We start from the raw sequence: 16156 nt of genomic DNA, 5'->3' as shown, positions 1-16156 counted from the left end.
GCCGCATCGCCCCTTCCGACTAATTCAGCAACTGACTCAACTCAAGCTGCGCGGCCCCTATCTGCGCCTGAAGTTGCGTCTCCAGATCCTGATATTGCAGCCGTTGGCCGGCAAGTTGATCGAATCTCGGGCGTAAATTATCCAGTTCCAGTTTCAGCCGCACCAGGTCTTCGTTGAACCGCCTGATGTCCGCGCGAATGGATTGCCTTCGTTCACTGAGCTCGCGGATGCGCACCTCCGCTTGCGGGTCACGCGGCTGCCCGGTGCTACGGAGTTGTTGAAGCTGAGCCAACAGGTTGGCGCTCTCCTGTTCTGTCTGAGTTTTCCGTTGCGTCAGGTCCGCCCTCCGTTGTTCATACTCTGTTCGAAGCTGTCCTATCTCCTGAATCCTTCGGCCAGTGAAGACCAGATCCTGCGCGACAGTTTGCATTCGCGTTTGCAAGCTGGTTAATGTCTGCTGTGCCCGCTGGATCTGGTAGGCCCTTTGCTCGTCGCCCACGGCAGTTGTTCGTTCTCTGGACTCGTTTCCGCCACCTTGCAGGCCGACATCGCCATGCGGTTGCCAGCTACCGTCCGGCCGACGCTCGATGGGAACGCCCGGAGCAGTCGGTTTGTCCTGTTGCACAAGGCGCCACGTCTGGTTGGCCGGGTCGTAGCGCACCGGATAGCTGTGGCCGTGATCCTGAATGTACCGCTGCCCCGTTGAATCGATGAGGACTCCAGCGTGGGCCGGGTCAGGCTGCAACGCGCCCGAGGGCTGGGCCGCATAGCGCGAGGGCAGCGTAGGCCTATCTGACGTGCGTTGATTATCGGATCTCGCGGAGTTCGTTTTTTCCGCCAGGCTGTCGCCACCCTTGAAATTGTGCTCGAACGTGTCCACCGAACTGGCGGCCAGCGACGGCGCCGGCTTGCCGCGAGCCACGCCGGCGCCAGACGGATGAGTCTCGCCGGCGCCGGTGAGGTGCTCCCCTTCGGGTTCGAACCCGCCGAGCAGCAGACCGGCGAGCGCCGTCCCGGCGTCGATCAGGCCCACCTGCTCACTGCTCAGTCCGCCTTGATCGGGGAATTCGGCGTCGAGCAACTTGTTGGCCAGCCAATCGGCGCCCGGGATCGGCGACAGGCCGGATAACACCCGGCCGATGCCGTAGAGGATCTTGTCGGCGAGGCCGGGAATGTGCTCGCGCAGCATCGCGCGGTTTTTCTCGTCGATGTCTTTGAGCGCGCCGCCGTAGTTCTTCGCGAGATTGTTGACGTAGTCGTTGTCGACGGCGGGGGGTGTCTGGGCAACGTCCTCGTACGTCTTCGGACGCTCGGCCTGGTCCAGGTCCGCTCCGGGCTTGTCCAGGGTCGCGAGCGCCTTGTCCTGCAGGGCCTGTACGCGGCGGTGTATCGCCGAGCCCGGATCCGTCATCCCGTGCTGGAACGTCAGCAGATCCTGCGCGATCTGCTCGGGCGGGCGCTTGCGCGCCGAGGATGTGCCGCGCTCCTGGCTCGAATGGCCGTCGTCGGAAAGCAGCTTCTCCATTATCGACTGGTACGGAAAGGTCTTCGCGTAGGCGGGCTTGCGCGTTTGGGCGTCCCAGTCGGGATCGTCGGAGTTGTGCGGCAGATTGATGGTGTCGGGCGTGTACTTTTCCGCCTCGTCGAGCATGCCATTCACGCGGGCGGCCGATTCGTTCGATGACTTCTGAGTGGCCGCGTAAATGTCACTGACCTTGTTGTGGATGTCGCGCTGCATATCAGTCTTGATCTTGACGGCCTGCGCGAAGCTCGCCTCGCGTTGCTGCGGTGTCATGCCCGGTGCGCTGAATGTGCTGTACTGGCCGCGCAGTTGCTGCAGGCGTTGCGCGCCGCCGTCGCCGAGCAGGCCGGCGCCGGCCGGCATATTGAAGATGGCATTCAGGCGGCGCAGCGGGTCGGCACGGGTTCGTTGCAGTTCCGTTTGCACCTCTGTTTCGAGCTGCCGGATGTCGGTGTCGCGCTGTGGGTTCGGCTCGCTGAGCACGGTCTTCGCGCGCGCGGCGAAGCGCTCCCGTGTTTCCTCGTCCATCTGCGCCGTGAGGGGCGCAAGACTCTCCAGACGCATTCGCGCGGCGACGAAGTCTCGCGGGTAGCCGGTCATCAGCAGCTTCGTCGTCTGTTCCTGGACGAGCGTTGTCTTGGCGTCGTTGGCGTAGTTGATCGATTGATCGCCACCGTCGTACTTCTTCAGCATCGCGCTGGCGAATTCGGTCGGCGTCGTTGTGCCTTTCGGTATGACGGTTCCAGGCGTCGGGGCGACAGCGTCGAGCTTGTGGGACAGCGCGCCAGATGTCGTCGAGAACGTGGGGTGAAAATCGGAGACGGAGTTTGACATAGGACATCTCGTGATGGTGAATGAGAAGTTGCGTTGCAATCCGCCGGAGCGGACTGCCATCACGATGAAAGCACTGCGGTCATGCCGCGGTGTGTTACAGGAGGATGACCCTATGCGCGACGCAAATCTCCCCTGGCTGCTTGCCCGGCAACGCAAGGTCAGGGCAGCCCTCCACACTTACAAACAACCGCTTGACCACGCTCGCCATTCAGCGCACCGTGGGACGAGAACCCTATACCCCGGGAGTACGAAATGTCCCTCAACTTCCCGAACCCAAGCCGCAGCTATGACGCCTCGCACCACTGCGTCAATTTCTGGGGCTATGACAATGCGCGCGAAATTGCTTTCATCGTCACCCGTTCGGTGATTTCGAATCTGAGCCCCAGCGTGGGCGCAGATGAACCCGCCGTGCTCGCGGCGTTCGACCGGCATCGCGAGCAAATCCTGACGCTCGCTCGCGGCCTGTATCTCGGCGGCCCACAAAACCGCTACACGATTTCCTGATACAGACGGCGCGAGGGGCCGCCGCGCGCACGTCGCCGGGTCCGGAATCAAGCCGCCGGTTCGCGCGGCGCGCCACCCGTGAGCGAAACGATAAATTCGAAGAACGCCCGAACCTTGGCCGGCGGATGATGCCGCGAAGGGTAAAGCGCGTACAGCGGATAAACCTCGTCGCTCCAGTCAGGAAACAGCGCGACCAGTTTGCCGCTCGCCATCAGCGATTCGGCGCCGAGCTCCAGAATCTGCGCGACGCCCTGGCCCGCTGCGCAGGCGCTGTGCAAGGTGCCCACGTCGTTGACCGTCAAACGGCCTTGCGGCGTCACCACGATCTTCTTGCGGCCGCGATGAAATTCCCAGTTGAACGGGTAGCCCGTCAGCGGATCGCGGAACTTGATGCACACATGCTTGCCGCTTTCGAGATCGGCCGGGTTCACCGGATGCCCGTGTTTCTTCAGATACGACGGCGCGGCCACGGTGAGAATCCGCGTGTCCAGCAGCTTGCGGGCAATCAGCGTCGACACCGGCGGGTCGCCGAAACGGATCGCGAGATCGAAACCGTCGGCGACCATGTCGCCCAACTGGTCGCGGGTGATCAGTTCGAGCTGCAGATCGGGATGCCTGTCGATAAAGCCGCCGAGCCTTGGCCCCAGCACGAGGCGTGAAAAGAACGGATCCATGTTCACGCGCAAACGTCCGCGAACGGCGGTCGCGCCCTGCGCGGCGGAGGCCGCCGCTTCTTCGAGTCCCCCCAGCAACGGCACGATCTGTTCGTAGAAGCGCCGGCCTTCGTCGGTCAGCACGACCGAGCGCGTGGTGCGATCGAACAGCCGGATGCCGAGACGCGCTTCGAGCCGCGCGACCGAACGGCTGACCCCGGATTGCGACATGTCGAGCGCAACGCCCGCCGCCGCGAAACTGCCGGAATCGACGATCGCCGTCAAGACGCCCATGCCGTTCAGCATGCGCTCGTCAAATGGCATGTGATAGTCCTTTGTTATGCATTAATGCGTGACATGCTAACGCGAAAATCCGTTTGAATTCACGCGCCGGCGCGGCGAAATGCCGTCTGGCAAGGCCGACGAATGATGTCGTGTCATGAGTGGAATGACAGCCACGCTATCGCGTCAGTCACATGGCGCGCGTTAATCTGTACGAACCCGCCCGATGTACAAAGACATGCGACTCTCGTCATGCATTGGGCATATTTGGACTGAATAACGGAGAGCGTTCCATGTCGCGTATTTTTATTACCGGCTCCGCCGATGGTCTCGGTCAGATGGCCGCGCGTCTGCTCGTCGACGCCGGACATCAGGTGGTGTTGCACGCACGCAGTGACGCGCGCGCCGAGCAGGCATTGAAAGCAGTGCCGCAAGCTGAGACGGCGCTGGTTGCCGACCTGTCGAGCATCGCCGCCACGGCTGAACTCGCGCAGCAGGTCAACCGGCTAGGCCGTTTCGATGCGGTGATTCACAACGCGGCGGTCGGTTATCAGGAGCCGCGCCGGATCGCGACCGTCGACGGCTTGTCGCACGTGTTCGCGGTCAACACGCTGGCGCCGTACATTCTGAGCGCACTGATCGGGAAGCCGAAACGGCTCGTCTATCTGAGCTCGGCGCTGCATCGCAGCGGCGACGCGAGCCTCGACGATCTGGCTTGGGAGCGGCGCCCCTGGCGGGGCACGGCGGCCTACTCGGACTCGAAACTGCATGACGCGCTGCTGGCGTTCGCGCTTGCGCGCCGCTGGCCGCAGGTGTTGTCGAATGCACTGGAGCCGGGTTGGGTCGCGACGAAAATGGGTGGACCGGGCGCACCGGACGATCTGCTGGCGGCGCCGGAAACCCAGGTATGGCTCGCGGTCAGCGATGAACCGGCAGCCACCGTCAGCGGCGCGTACTTCTACCATATGAAGCCGCGCGAGACGCATCCGGCGGTGCACGACGTGGCTGTTCAGGAGCGTCTGCTCGAAGCTTGCGCGGGCTTTTCCGGCATCCGTTTGCCGGACTGATGCAGAGGGCGGCGGCGCTCAGCGCCCCGCGCCTTGAGTCGCTTGCCCGTGCACCGTGCGCGAGGCAGGCGCTTCGTCGAGATGACGAAACACCCAGGCCGACACCAGCGTGATCACGCCCACGCACACGAACGCGAGGCGAAACCCGAGCGCGGCCGATCCCACCTGCGCGGAGAAGAGATTCACCAGCCCGCCGCCGATCGACACACCCAGCCCGATCGCCAGCATCTGCACCATCGAAAAGAGGCTGTTGCCGCTGCCGGCATCGGCATGCGAGAGGTCTTTGAGCGTGACGCTGTTCATCGCCGCGAATTGCATGGAGTTGGCGGCGCCGAACACGGCCAGAATCGTGATCCCGACCACGAGCGGCGTGCCGCGCGTAATCAGCGCAAAGGCCACGATCGAGGAACCGACGATCACGGTGTTGACGAGCAGGAACGTGTCGTAGCCATAGCGGCGCACGAGCGGCGCGATCCAGCGTTTGGCGACGGTGCCGGCCAGCGCGGCGGGCAGCATCATCAGGCCGGAATGCAGCGGCGAATAGCCCAGTTGCAATTGCAGCAGCAAGGGCACGAGAAACGGCACGGCGCTCGAACCGATGCGGCACACCAGGTTGCCGATCAAACCGACGCTGAAATTCGGCTCGCGAAACAGCGAAAGTTTGAAGAGCGGATCGGCCCGGCGTTTCGCATGCGGAATGTAGGCGAGCGCGCTCACGGCGGCGAGTACGAAAAGCGCTGCGGACCATGCCAGCCGATGCGTGGGCATGGGCGCGTCGATGGCGAGCGAGAACGCGATCATGCACAGCGAGAGCAGCCCGCAGCCGACGAAGTCGAACGGCGGCGCCTGGGTTTCGCCGTGCGCCGGCAGGAAGCGCTGCACCGCGTACAGACCCACGGCGCCGATCGGCACATTGATGAGGAAAATCCAGTGCCACGTGATCGCCTGAACGAACCAGCCGCCGAGCGTCGGCCCGGCGATCGGTCCCAACTGTCCCGCGACCGAAATGAACGCGAGGGCCGCGACGTACTGCTCGCCCGTCACGCTGCGCAACACGGCGAGCCGTCCGATCGGCAGCAGCATCGAGCCGCCCACGCCTTGCAGGACGCGCGCCATCACCAGTTGGCCGAGCGTATGCGCGCTCGCGCAGCAGATCGAGCCGATGACGAACAGCAGAATGGCCGCGAAATAGACGCGCCGCGTGCCGAAGCGGTCGGCGAGCCAGCCGGACGCCGGCGTGAGCATCGCCATGGTCAGCGTGTAAGCGACCACGATGGGCTGCATGGCAAGCGGTGCGACGTGCAGGCTGTTCGCAATCGACGGCAAGGCGGTATTGACGATCGTCGTGTCGAGGGACTGCATGAAAAAACCGGCAGCGACGATCCAGAGCAGGGCGGTCTGGGAAGAATCCTTGGTCATCTTTTACGGAGGGCGGCGGGCCGGCAGGGGCGCACCTGGGCTCGGAGCATTGATTGGGGGAATTCCGTCATGATATTGACATCCTCGTCAATCGGGAACCCCACTAGGGGCGCTGATTGTCATCGACATTGCCGATAAGCGGCGCGAGAATAGCCGATGCTCAATCCCATCTGGCTCAAGACCTTCTCGACCGTCGCGGCCTGCCACAGTTTCACCGAGGCAGGGCGGCGGCTCGGCCTGACGCAATCGAGCGTCAGCGAACACATCCGGCGGCTCGAAGAAAGCGTGGGCCGCCGCCTCTTCGTGCGCGACACCCATTCGCTTGCCATGACGCCCGACGGCGAAGCCATGCTCGCGCATGCGAGCGTGATTCTGCAGGCGCTAACGCGGGCCGAGTCGCAGTTTCGCGCGCCGCGCCTGAAGGGACGCGTGCGGCTCGGTTCCTCCGACGACGTCGCGCTCGGCCCGCTGCCTACGGTGCTGGCCGCGTTTCGCAACGCGCATCCCGATGTCGAACTGGAAATCACCATCGGCATGACCGGCAAGCTATATGAGTTGCTCGACGCAGGCGCGATCGATCTGCTGGTCGGCAAGCGGCGTCTTGGCGACCGGCGCGGCGTGCCGCTTTTTACCGGACGGCTGGAGTGGTTGGCGCGCGCGGGCACGCTGGTCGATCTGAGCCAGCCATTGCCGCTGATTCTGGTCGCCGAGCCGAGCGTGACGCGGGCCGTCGTGCTCGACGCGCTCGCCGAGGCGGGTTTCCGCTGGCAGGTGGTGTGCACGAGCAGCAGTCACGCGGGCTGCATCGCGGCGGCGCGCGGCGGGCTCGGCATCATGGTTCGTCCGCAATATCTGGCCGCTCGGGGGCTGGCGGCGCCGCTGAACACAGCGAGTCTGCCGGCGCTGCCGTCGGTGGAATTCATCGCGCTGGCGGCGAAGCGGCTCAGCCGGCCGGCGGGCACGCTGTTGAAATTGCTGCATGACAGCGATCTGCGTGGGTCGTGGATCGGGGAGTGAGGCCAGCGCACACGAGCGTACGCACGTAACAGAGCGCGGTCGGCGTGGAGAACACCGCGCCGCGCTTCACGTCGCGCCACGCGTTACGGCTTGCGTAGCCAGGCGCAGCTTGTTGCGCGTTTGCCGCGCCCCTGCCAAATATTATTTTTTCGCCTGAACGCGAGTCGCTATACTTTCCATATACGGTTTTATGTTCCATTAATGGAACAAAATCGTTGAGTCGGAAAATCAAACTGGCCATCTGAAAGGCGTCGGGGATCTACCGCCTTGCACCGTGCGCGGGGCCGCACGTTATGAGCCAGAGCGCAAAACCAGCCAGAGCGATCAAACCACGATGACCAAGAACCTGACCATCAATCTACGGATCGCGATCACCATCGCGTTTCTCGGCGTGCTGCTGATCGCCACCGGCGCGCTCGGCATTCTCGGCATGAACCAGAGCAACGAGGCGCAGCACGATGCCTACACGGTCCATTTCGCCTCGGTCGTCGCGCTCGGCAAATCAGGCACGGCCATGTCGCGGGCGCGTTTCGGACTCGACTGGGCCATGAGCAATCCGCACTCGCCGCAACTGGCCGCGCAACTCGCGCGCGCCCGCATGCTGCTCGGCGATTCGGACAAATGGTGGAACGCCTTTCGCGATCTGCCGAAAACGCCCCAACTGCAGCGTCTCACCGACGACCTCGACGCAAAGCGCACCGCCGTGCGCCGCGACGGCATCGACAAACTGATCGAAGCGATCCGCACCGGCGACGCGAGCTGGATGGACGAAAGCCGCGCGAATCATCTGATCGGTCTTTATACGGCGATGAACGCGAGCCAGGGCGCGCTGGAGAATTATCTGAACCAGCAGGCGAGCGACGCGAACGAGCGCTCCGCCACGCTTTTTCATACGCTGCTGTATGCGTGCATCGGCAGCATTCTGGTGGGGCTGACGGTGGCGTTCGTCAGCTGGCGCACGTTGCGCCGCGCGATCATGGCGCCGCTGAACGACGCGCTGCGCCAGTTCGACGCGATCGCCGCCGGCGAACTGACGACCCATGTGCCGATTCGTTCGAACGACGAAATGGCGACGCTATTGCGCGGCGTCGCGTCGATGCAGGACAAACTCGGCGCGACCGTCACCAGCGTGCGTGCCGGTTCGCATTCGATCGCGTCTTCGACGCAGCAGATCGCCGCGGGCAATCTCGATCTGTCGCAACGCACCGAGGAACAGGCGGCGTCGCTCGAAGAAACCGCGGCGGCGATGGAGCAGCTCACGTCGACCGTGCAACTGAATGCCGAGAATGCGCATCACGCGAGCGAGTTGGCCTCGCGCGCCTCGGAAATGGCCGGGCGCGGGCGCGATTCGGTCGGCAGCATGGTCGAGACCATGCGCGTGATCCATGCGGGTTCGTCGAAAATGACGGGCATCATTACCGCGATCGAAGGCATTGCGTTTCAGACCAATATCCTCGCGTTGAACGCGGCCGTCGAGGCGGCCCGCGCGGGTGAAGAAGGGCGTGGCTTCGCGGTGGTGGCGGGCGAGGTGCGCAGCCTGGCGCAGCGTTCGGCGGCTGCCGCGAAAGAGATCGGCGCACTGATCGCGGAGTCGACCTCGCGGGTGGAGAGCGGCGCGGGACTCGTCAACGAAGCGGGCGACACGATGCAGGAAATCGAAACCGCGATCGGGCGCGTGGCGCGTATCGTCGGCGAAATCGCGGCGGCCTCGAAAGAGCAGAGCGAAGGCATCAGGCAGGTGAGCCTCGCCGTCACGCAGATGGACGAGGTCACGCAGCACAATGCGGCGCTGGTCGAGGAAAGTGCTGCGACCGCGAACTCGCTCGCGGATCAGGCGCGGCAGTTGAGCGAATTGACCGCGGCATTCAAAGTTGCGAGCGATGCGGCGCAGCGCGAGGCCGCTTTCTAAGTTACTTTCGGGGAGCAGCATTCAGAGAGGCCGTTTCCATAACCGGCTTCGAGCAGCGGTGTTCAGGCAGCCCGCTGCGTGCGCACCGCGATCCGAACTGGCCACGTCGAGCGTCCTTACCGATGGTAATGGCATCGTTGCCGGGCATCGGGCGATTCTGTATGGTGGGTCATCCACCTATCCCAAGAGATCGCGCATGAACTCCGCCGCCACTCCGCCATCGTCGTCGCCGCCGCCGATCCGCACCGACGTCCTGATCGTGGGCGCGGGCCCCGTGGGACTTTTTGCTGCCTTCGAGGCGGGCGTAATCGGGCTGTCCTGCCAGATCGTCGATGGGCTCGACAAGGTCGGCGGCCAATGCATCGAGCTGTATCCGGACAAGCCGATCTACGATATTCCCGCCATTCCATCCTGCACGGCGCGTGAGCTGGTCGAGCGCCTGCTCGCGCAATGCAAGCCGTTCGACCCGCCCATTCATCTCGAACAACGGGTCGAGTCGGTCGAGCAGGGCAGCGACGGGCGCTGGACCGTGCGTACCGATCGCGGCCTCGTGTTCGATGTCGCCGCGATCCTGCTGGCTGCCGGCAACGGCGCGTTCGTGCCGCAAAAGCTGGCGCTGGCCGAAGCCGTGCCGCTGGAGTCGCGCCACGTGCATTACAGCGTGCCGCGGCTTGCCGACTTCGCCGGCAAGACCGTGGTCGTGGCCGGCGGCGGCGATTCCGCGCTCGACTGGGCGTTGGCGCTGCGCAAGGTCGCGCGCCGGGTGACGCTGGTGCATCGGCGCAGCGGTTTCAGTGCAGCGGATTCGAGTGTCGAGTCGATGCGGCGTGCAGTCGAGGCGGGCGAGATGGACTTCGTGGTCGGCGCGATTGTGGGGCTCGACGTCGAGGACGATGCGTTGAAGTCGATCACCTTGCGACATATCGAGGGCGAGACTCGACTCGCGGCCGAGCATCTCGTCGCGCTGTACGGACTGGTCGCCGATCTCGGCCCGATCGCGCAATGGGGTCTGTCGATTCATGGCGGGCGTGTCGATGTGGATACGTCGAACTACGAAAGTTCGCGGCCGGGTATTTTCGCGGTCGGCGACATTGCCAACTATCCGAACAAGCAGAAGCTGATTCTGTCGGGCTTTCATGAGGCTTCGCTGGCGCTGCGCAAGGCGTACTCGTATGCTTATCCGGAGAAAAAACGCGTGCACGTGCATTCGAGTTACGACGCGAAGCTGGCGGAAAAGGTCAGTGCCGCCGGGTGAATCCCGTAGAAGCAACGGTGCCCATTGAGCCGGTGGTGATCGGACGATCACCACCGGCTCGTTGTCGCACGCCGCTCATTTGCCGGCGGGTCGGCGGCCCTGTTCTTTGATGATGGTGCGATGCTGGAGTAGCAATTGCGAGGCCCGGTCATCCAGCTACTATGTCTCGCGCGGCTGGCAGCGCCGAGCCTGCCGGGTGGTCGTCCGGCGGCACCATAAACGACACAGCCAGCGTGTCTGGCGGTGTATGCTTTTGGACGTGGCCATACTCCGCTGACACCATGAAACAACTCGATGTCCCTTCCGCCGCCGAGAACGGCAAGCCTGCCGACATCCCGGCGCCGGTCCGCATGAACCCGGCCGCCGATGTCGATTACTGGGCGCTGATGCAGGCGATCGAAGACTATGCGATCTTCCTGCTCGACGCAACCGGGCGAATCGTCAGTTGCAATGCCGGGGCACAGAAGCTGGCGGGTTACACGGACAGGGAGATCATCGGCCAGCATTTCTCGCGCTTCTACACCGAGGAGGCCGTAGCGCGCGACTGGCCCGCTTATGAATTGCAACAGGCCTCGCTGACCGGCCGCTTCGAGGACGAAGGCTGGCGGGTTCGCAAGGACGGCACGACCTTCTGGTCGAATGTCGTAATCACGTCGATCCGCAACGACGCGGGCATTCTCACCGGCTTTGCCAAGATCACGCGCGATCTGACCGCGCGTCGCGAATACGTGGAGGCGCTCCGGCAAAGCGAAGAGCGTTTCCGTTTGCTGGTGGACAGTGTCAAGGACTACGCGATATTCATGCTCGATCCGCAGGGCCACGTGGTGAGCTGGAATGCGGGTGCCGCTCGCATCAAAGGCTATACGCGCGAGGAAATCGTCGGCCGGCATTTCTCGACCTTCTATCCACCGGAAGACGCGGCGGCGGGCAAGCCCGCGCGCGAACTGGCGATTGCCCGGCAAATCGGCCACGTGGAGGACGAAGGCTGGCGGGTGCGCAAGGACGGCACGACGTTCTGGGCCAACGTCAACATCACCGCGGTGTATGACGAATCGAAGCGGCTGTGCGGCTTCGCCAAGGTCACGCGCGATCTGACCGAGCGGCGCCAGCGCGAAGAACTGGAGCGTTCGGGCGAACGCATGCGCCAGTTTCTCGCGACCCTCGCGCATGAATTGCGCAATCCGCTCGCGCCGGTGCGCAATGCAATCGGCGTGATGCAGCTCGAAACCGGCATAAGCTCTACGCTCGCGCGTTCGCGCGATCTGATCGACCGCCAGGTCACGCACCTCACACGGCTGGTCGATGATCTGCTCGACGTCGGCCGGATCATGTCCAACAAGGTCGAACTGCGCGTTGGCCGTGTCGATCTGGCCGAGGTGGTGGCGCGTGGGATCGAGGCGGCCCGGCCGTTTACTGACGCGCACGAGCAGCGCGTCGTCGCGCATATGCCGCTCGAGCCGATATTCGTGCGTGGCGACATGACCCGTCTCGTTCAGGTGTTGCAAAACCTCTTGCATAACGCGTCCAAATTTTCGCCCGTGGGCAGTGTTGTCGACGTCGTGGCTCGCATCGATTTTCACATGGCCGTGCTCGAAGTGCGCGACGCCGGTTGCGGCATTGCGCTGCGTTCGCTCGACAAGATCTTCGAACTGTTCGCCCAGGAAAAAGAGGCGCAGAGCGCCGGCGAAGGCGGTCTGGGTATCGGCCTCACGTTATGCAAGTCGCTTGTCGAGATGCACGGCGGCAGCATTGTCGCGAGCAGCGAAGGGCCGGGCAGCGGCAGTACGTTCACGCTGAGTCTGCCGCTCGCCGCCGCGCCGTCCGAGGCCGCGGGTGACGAGGCGAACGGGGCAAACGGCCAGGTCGCGCCGCTGCGCATTCTGCTGGTCGACGACAACCGCGATTCGGCCGACAGTCTCGCCATGCTGCTGGAACTCAAAGGCCACGAGGTGCGCATTGCCTACGAGGGCGAGCAGGCGTTGCAGGTCGCGCCGCGCTTCGCGCCGCACCTCGCCGTGATCGACATCGCGATGCCGAGAATGGACGGCTACGCGACCATCGCGGCGCTGCGCGAAATGCCCAGGCTAGCCGACACGATGTACGCCGCGATGACCGGCTTCGGCCATGCAACCGATCGCGAGCGCAGCCGCGACGCCGGTTTCCATGCGCATCTCGTGAAGCCGGTGGAACTCGCGCTGTTCGACACGTTGCTGGCCGAGGTTGAAGCGCGGCGCCGTGGACGCACTCCCGGCTAGCGTTCAAATCAGCGCGCGCTTCCTTCATACCAGAGCGGGCTTATAGGCCCGCCCGCATCCGCATCCCTGAAGAAAATCATCGCGTGTCCGGCGTCCGGCGTGTGAGGCACGCCGCTTGCTGTCCGCCTCGTATGCGCAGCGGCCCCTTGAGGATCCGCTCGCAACCGATCGAACAGCTTCAGGGAGGCACGATGCTAGATACGCGTGATCGTAGGGCCGGCGTCAATGCCCGGCCGCCGCAAAGCTCCGGCCTGACAGTCTCCGGTGCTCCGCATACGGCGACGCGCCACGCGCGCAAGGAAGCGAAACTTGCCGGGCCGCTCGAAGATTATCTGCATGCCACGCGTTTCGATCCGAACGACCCCGCCGCGTTGGGCGGTGTGTTGCGCGCGCTGGTCGAGCGCGGTTATGACCGTGCGCCGGTCATGCCCTTGCCGGGCCACGGCGATACGCTCGCGCGCTGGCGTGCGCTTGCCGCAGTGGCGGCGCGCGATCTCGGACTGGTCAAACTGTTCGAAGGCCACACGGATGCGCTCGCCATTCTCGCGGAATTGCCGGGTTCCGAGCCGTCAGCGGGAAGCCGTTGGGGCGTATGGGCAGCGGAGCCGCCCGAGGCACGCGTGCAGGCAGTGACAGTAGGATTCCGAAGCGATGGCGGAGACCTGCATCTCACTGGGACGAAAGCCTGGTGTTCGGGCGCCGGTGTCGTCACGCATGCGCTCGTGACCGCGTGGCTGGAGGGTGAACCGGTACTCGCGGCCGTGGCGATGGATCAGCCGTCGATCGCGATCGATACCTCGAAATGGCAAGCGGTCGGCATGCAGGCCACGGCGAGCGCCGACGTTACGTTCGACCGCACACCGGCAACGCTGGTCGGCGCCCCGCACGCTTATGTGCGCCGGCCAGGCTTCTGGCACGGCGGAGCCGGTATCGCCGCGTGCTGGTACGGCGCCGCCGCGCAGATCGGCCGGATGCTGCGCGAGGCGTCCACGCAGCGCGCGGACTCGCATCGCCTCGCGCATCTCGGTGCGGTCGAGGTCGCCCTGGCCGGCGCGGCGGCAGTGTTGCGCGAGACCGCCGCGCACATCGACGCCGATCCGCTGGCCGACTCCCGGCGCGAGGCGATGCGTGCGCGCCTCGTGGTGGAAGAAGCCGCGAGCACGGTGATGAATCACGCGACGCGTGCGCTCGGCGCCGGTCCGTTGTGCCGCAATGCGCACTTTGCACGGGCGCTCGCCGACCTGCCGGTGTTTCTGCGACAGAGCCACGCGGAGCGCGATCTTGCCGCGCTAGGGGAGCTGAGCGGCGCCGCGGGAGCGGGCAAGGCAGGCGAGGGCCGTGCCGATTGCGATGCCGGAGGTGGCCCGTGGATGCTCTGACACGCTGCACGGAGGGCTGCTGACATGAGCTCTCCGGCAACTTACTTCGATGAACTCTATCAGCGGAGCGACGATCCGTGGAAGCTGCGCGAGGGCTGGTACGAACGCCGCAAGCGCTCGCTCACGCTCGCGCTGCTGCCGCGTCCGCGCTACCGGAACGCGTTCGAACCCGGCTGCGCGAACGGCGAACTGACCGTCGAGCTGGCAAAGCGCTGCGATACGCTGCTCGCCGCGGATCTGCACGAGCGTGCCGTGCAGCTTGCGCGCGAGCGCGTTGCCGATGCGTCGCAGGTGCGTGTCGAACAGCGCACGGTGCCACGCGAGTGGCCGACCGAGGCCGGCCCATTCGATCTGATCGTGATCAGCGAATTCGCCTACTACCTCGACGCGGCGGAACTCGAAACCCTGGCGGCGCGGATCGCCGCCTCGCTCACGACAGACGGTACGCTGCTTGCCTGCCATTGGCGCCGGCCCTTCGCCGAAGCGCTCGAATCCGCCGACGCCGCGCATGCTCTGTTCGATGCGCGCTGCGGCCTGTCGCGTCTCGCGCATCACGATGAAGCCGATCTGCTGATCGACGTCTGGTCGCGCGACGCCCGTTCGGTTGCGCAACGCGAGGGGCTCCTATGATCGGCGTGATCGTTCCGGCACATAACGAAGAGGCGTTGCTTGCGCCTTGCCTCGCGGCCTTGATCGAAGCCTCGCGCCATGCGGAACTGGCGTGTGAAACGGTGCGTATCGTCGTGGTGCTCGACGACTGCGACGACTTCACCGGCGCGATCGCGCGAGCTTACGGCGTCGAGACGCTGACGCTGAAGGCGCGCAATGTCGGCATTGCGCGCGCGAGCGGCGCGGACTTTCTGCTCGCGGACGGCGCGCGCTGGCTCGCGTTTACCGATGCCGATAGCCGCGTGTCGCCAGGCTGGCTGGTTGCGCAGCTTTCGCTGGAGGCGGACGCGGTGTGCGGCTCGATTGCCGTCGACGACTGGACTCCGCATCCGCATAGCGTGCGTGAATATTTCCGCAAGACATACATGGACGCCGACGGTCATCGCCACATCCACGGGGCGAATCTCGGCGTGTCGGCCGATGCGTACCGGCGCGCGGGCGGGTTTCCGCCGCTCACGTGCAGCGAGGATGTCGCGCTGGTCGACCGGCTGATTGCGATCGGAGCTCGCATTGCGTGGAGCGCGGCGCCGCGCGTGATCACGAGCGCACGCGCGGCAGCTCGTGCGCGGGGTGGGTTCGGCGATACGCTGGCGGCGTGGGCGGTGGGGTAACGCGGGTGGATGGAGCGGCGCGGTGAAGGGGCGCGGTAAAACGGCTCTGTGAAACGGCTCTGTGAAACGGCTCTGTAAAACGGCTCTGTAAAACGGCTCGGCAAAACGGGTTGGTAAAACGGCGCGACAAAACGCTCGGTGAAGCGGCTTGGCAAAGCGGGCGAGAGAAAGCGCGTGAAAGCTTGAGCGAGCAGCGCCGCAAAACCGATTTGACCGCACACTATCAAAGACGGCTGCACGCCGCGAGGAGGGCGGCATGATGGACACAATCTCCCTGCTGTTCGGTCAGGGCAGGACGCTCGACCCGCTCCAGATGGGCATACGCTCGATCGTCGTGTTCCTTGTCGCATTGGTGCTGATCCGGATCTCGGGCCGGCGCTCGTTCGGACAGCGCTCGCCATTCGATTCGGTGGTGGTGATCCTGCTCGGCGCGACGTTGAGCCGGGCCATTGTCGGTGCGTCGCCGTTTGTCGCGACCGTGGTGGCGTCGTTCGTGATCGTTGCGTGCCATCGGTTGCTGGCGTGGGCATGCATGCGCTCGCCGGCGCTGGAACGGCTGGTCGGCGGCGTCGAACGCGAGGTGTTCAGCAACGGCGCATTCAACGCGCGCGAAATGGACGCGGCGCTCATCACGCCGACCGATGTGCAGGAAAGCGTGCGCCAGAAGACCGGTTCACGTTCGATGGATAACGTCGCCGCGGCAATTCTCGAACGCAATGGCGAAGTGAGCGTGATCCGCAAGAAGCTCTGAAGCCGGCCGGCGGCGGCCGGTGCGATCGT

13 protein-coding genes are annotated in these 16156 nt (G+C 64.8%); 10 read left to right on the top strand and 3 right to left on the bottom strand.

The window, feature by feature from the left end:
• Positions 1-19: 19 nt before the first annotated feature.
• The gene (locus PDMSB3_RS10680; RefSeq protein WP_165186097.1) at positions 20-2356 is read right to left on the bottom strand and encodes a hypothetical protein; all 2337 of its coding nucleotides are present in this window, start codon (positions 2354-2356) and stop codon (positions 20-22) included.
• A 252-nt stretch (positions 2357-2608) separates the two neighbouring features.
• Between PDMSB3_RS10680 and PDMSB3_RS10675 the strand changes: the two genes are divergently transcribed.
• Entirely contained in the window at positions 2609-2860 is a 252-nt protein-coding gene (locus PDMSB3_RS10675) for a DUF1488 family protein (RefSeq protein WP_007181749.1), read from the top strand.
• Between the two features lie 47 nt (positions 2861-2907).
• On the opposite strand, the gene PDMSB3_RS10670 is transcribed toward PDMSB3_RS10675, so the two are convergent.
• Positions 2908-3837: a LysR family transcriptional regulator gene (locus tag PDMSB3_RS10670; RefSeq protein WP_007181750.1), complete on the bottom strand. Its 930-nt coding sequence runs from the start codon at positions 3835-3837 to the stop codon at positions 2908-2910.
• 251 nt (positions 3838-4088) lie between these two features.
• Here PDMSB3_RS10670 and PDMSB3_RS10665 point away from each other — a divergent pair, with 251 nt between their 5' ends.
• Entirely contained in the window at positions 4089-4862 is a 774-nt protein-coding gene (locus PDMSB3_RS10665) for an SDR family NAD(P)-dependent oxidoreductase (RefSeq protein ID WP_165186094.1), read from the top strand.
• A gap of 18 nt (positions 4863-4880) precedes the next feature.
• Here PDMSB3_RS10665 and PDMSB3_RS10660 read toward each other — a convergent pair whose 3' ends face one another.
• On the bottom strand, positions 4881-6281 hold the full coding sequence (locus PDMSB3_RS10660; RefSeq protein ID WP_007181752.1) for a DHA2 family efflux MFS transporter permease subunit: 1401 nt from the start codon (positions 6279-6281) through the stop codon (positions 4881-4883).
• 156 nt (positions 6282-6437) lie between these two features.
• On the opposite strand from PDMSB3_RS10660, the gene PDMSB3_RS10655 reads away from it, so the two are divergent.
• The 8 genes from PDMSB3_RS10655 (at position 6438) to PDMSB3_RS10620 (ending at position 16127) form a co-directional block, all read left to right on the top strand.
• Positions 6438-7298, top strand: coding sequence for a LysR family transcriptional regulator (locus PDMSB3_RS10655; RefSeq protein ID WP_007181753.1), 861 nt, complete (start codon positions 6438-6440; stop codon positions 7296-7298).
• Between the two features lie 334 nt (positions 7299-7632).
• Entirely contained in the window at positions 7633-9207 is a 1575-nt protein-coding gene (locus PDMSB3_RS10650; protein ID WP_165186091.1) for a methyl-accepting chemotaxis protein, read from the top strand.
• A 196-nt stretch (positions 9208-9403) separates the two neighbouring features.
• On the top strand, positions 9404-10462 hold the full coding sequence (locus tag PDMSB3_RS10645; protein ID WP_007181755.1) for an NAD(P)/FAD-dependent oxidoreductase: 1059 nt from the start codon (positions 9404-9406) through the stop codon (positions 10460-10462).
• Positions 10463-10743: 281 nt separating this feature from the next.
• Positions 10744-12717 (top strand): PAS domain-containing hybrid sensor histidine kinase/response regulator, encoded by a 1974-nt coding sequence (locus tag PDMSB3_RS10640; RefSeq protein WP_007181756.1) that lies wholly within the window; start codon positions 10744-10746, stop codon positions 12715-12717.
• 191 nt (positions 12718-12908) lie between these two features.
• On the top strand, positions 12909-14096 hold the full coding sequence (locus PDMSB3_RS10635) for an acyl-CoA dehydrogenase family protein (RefSeq protein WP_165186088.1): 1188 nt from the start codon (positions 12909-12911) through the stop codon (positions 14094-14096).
• Between the two features lie 24 nt (positions 14097-14120).
• Positions 14121-14726, top strand: a complete 606-nt coding sequence (locus tag PDMSB3_RS10630) for a class I SAM-dependent methyltransferase (protein ID WP_007181758.1) — start codon at positions 14121-14123, stop codon at positions 14724-14726.
• The gene (locus tag PDMSB3_RS10625) at positions 14723-15376 is read left to right on the top strand and encodes a glycosyltransferase (protein ID WP_007181759.1); all 654 of its coding nucleotides are present in this window, start codon (positions 14723-14725) and stop codon (positions 15374-15376) included. The genes PDMSB3_RS10630 and PDMSB3_RS10625 overlap by 4 nt, the downstream gene beginning before the upstream one ends.
• Before the next feature lie 256 nt (positions 15377-15632).
• Entirely contained in the window at positions 15633-16127 is a 495-nt protein-coding gene (locus PDMSB3_RS10620; protein WP_007181760.1) for a DUF421 domain-containing protein, read from the top strand.
• Positions 16128-16156: the final 29 nt, after the last annotated feature.

It is taken from the genome of Paraburkholderia dioscoreae, assembly GCF_902459535.1.
GTDB classification, from domain to species: domain Bacteria; phylum Pseudomonadota; class Gammaproteobacteria; order Burkholderiales; family Burkholderiaceae; genus Paraburkholderia; species Paraburkholderia dioscoreae.
The sequence above is the reverse complement of the archived record's forward strand: the minus strand, read 5'-3'. Positions and strand labels throughout refer to the sequence as shown.

Coding starts and splice junctions, on each gene's coding strand:
- PDMSB3_RS10680 (WP_165186097.1), bottom strand. CDS start 2,356: ATGTCAAACTCCGTCTCCGATTTTCACCCCACGTTCTCGACGACATCT.
- PDMSB3_RS10675 (WP_007181749.1), top strand. CDS start 2,609: ATGTCCCTCAACTTCCCGAACCCAAGCCGCAGCTATGACGCCTCGCAC.
- PDMSB3_RS10670 (WP_007181750.1), bottom strand. CDS start 3,837: ATGCCATTTGACGAGCGCATGCTGAACGGCATGGGCGTCTTGACGGCG.
- PDMSB3_RS10665 (WP_165186094.1), top strand. CDS start 4,089: ATGTCGCGTATTTTTATTACCGGCTCCGCCGATGGTCTCGGTCAGATG.
- PDMSB3_RS10660 (WP_007181752.1), bottom strand. CDS start 6,281: ATGACCAAGGATTCTTCCCAGACCGCCCTGCTCTGGATCGTCGCTGCC.
- PDMSB3_RS10655 (WP_007181753.1), top strand. CDS start 6,438: ATGCTCAATCCCATCTGGCTCAAGACCTTCTCGACCGTCGCGGCCTGC.
- PDMSB3_RS10650 (WP_165186091.1), top strand. CDS start 7,633: ATGACCAAGAACCTGACCATCAATCTACGGATCGCGATCACCATCGCG.
- PDMSB3_RS10645 (WP_007181755.1), top strand. CDS start 9,404: ATGAACTCCGCCGCCACTCCGCCATCGTCGTCGCCGCCGCCGATCCGC.
- PDMSB3_RS10640 (WP_007181756.1), top strand. CDS start 10,744: ATGAAACAACTCGATGTCCCTTCCGCCGCCGAGAACGGCAAGCCTGCC.
- PDMSB3_RS10635 (WP_165186088.1), top strand. CDS start 12,909: ATGCTAGATACGCGTGATCGTAGGGCCGGCGTCAATGCCCGGCCGCCG.
- PDMSB3_RS10630 (WP_007181758.1), top strand. CDS start 14,121: ATGAGCTCTCCGGCAACTTACTTCGATGAACTCTATCAGCGGAGCGAC.
- PDMSB3_RS10625 (WP_007181759.1), top strand. CDS start 14,723: ATGATCGGCGTGATCGTTCCGGCACATAACGAAGAGGCGTTGCTTGCG.
- PDMSB3_RS10620 (WP_007181760.1), top strand. CDS start 15,633: ATGATGGACACAATCTCCCTGCTGTTCGGTCAGGGCAGGACGCTCGAC.